This window comes from Burkholderia sp. SIMBA_051, from assembly GCF_046534915.1.
GTDB classification, from domain to species: domain Bacteria; phylum Pseudomonadota; class Gammaproteobacteria; order Burkholderiales; family Burkholderiaceae; genus Burkholderia; species Burkholderia ambifaria.
In genome coordinates, this window is the sequence record NZ_JAWRXS010000338.1 from 1 (window position 1) to 268 (window position 268).

Below are 268 nucleotides of genomic sequence, written 5' to 3' on the forward strand. Positions count from 1 at the left end.
TCGTCCCTTCCCGATACGCCGCCGCGCGCCCTGGCCGGCAAGTACAAGGCCGGCACCTGGGCCGAGATGCCGGGCTGGACCAATGACGATCTGGCACAGATCTGGCCCCTGTTTCTGCGCAATTGCAAGGGGCTGATGCGCCCGACCAGCGGCAACCTGGCCGCGCCGGCGCGCGCCACACCGCGCGCCTGGCAGCCGGTGTGCGCCGCGGCGGCTGATCCTTCGCGGGCGCCGGCCGCCAACGACCCCGAGGGCGTGCGCCGCTTCC

The 268-nt window shown here is 73.9% G+C and carries 1 pseudogene; it reads left to right on the plus strand.

Features of this window, described 5'->3' with window-relative positions:
• Positions 1 to 268: pseudogene (locus SB771_RS34775) on the plus strand (hypothetical protein); the annotation flags it as partial.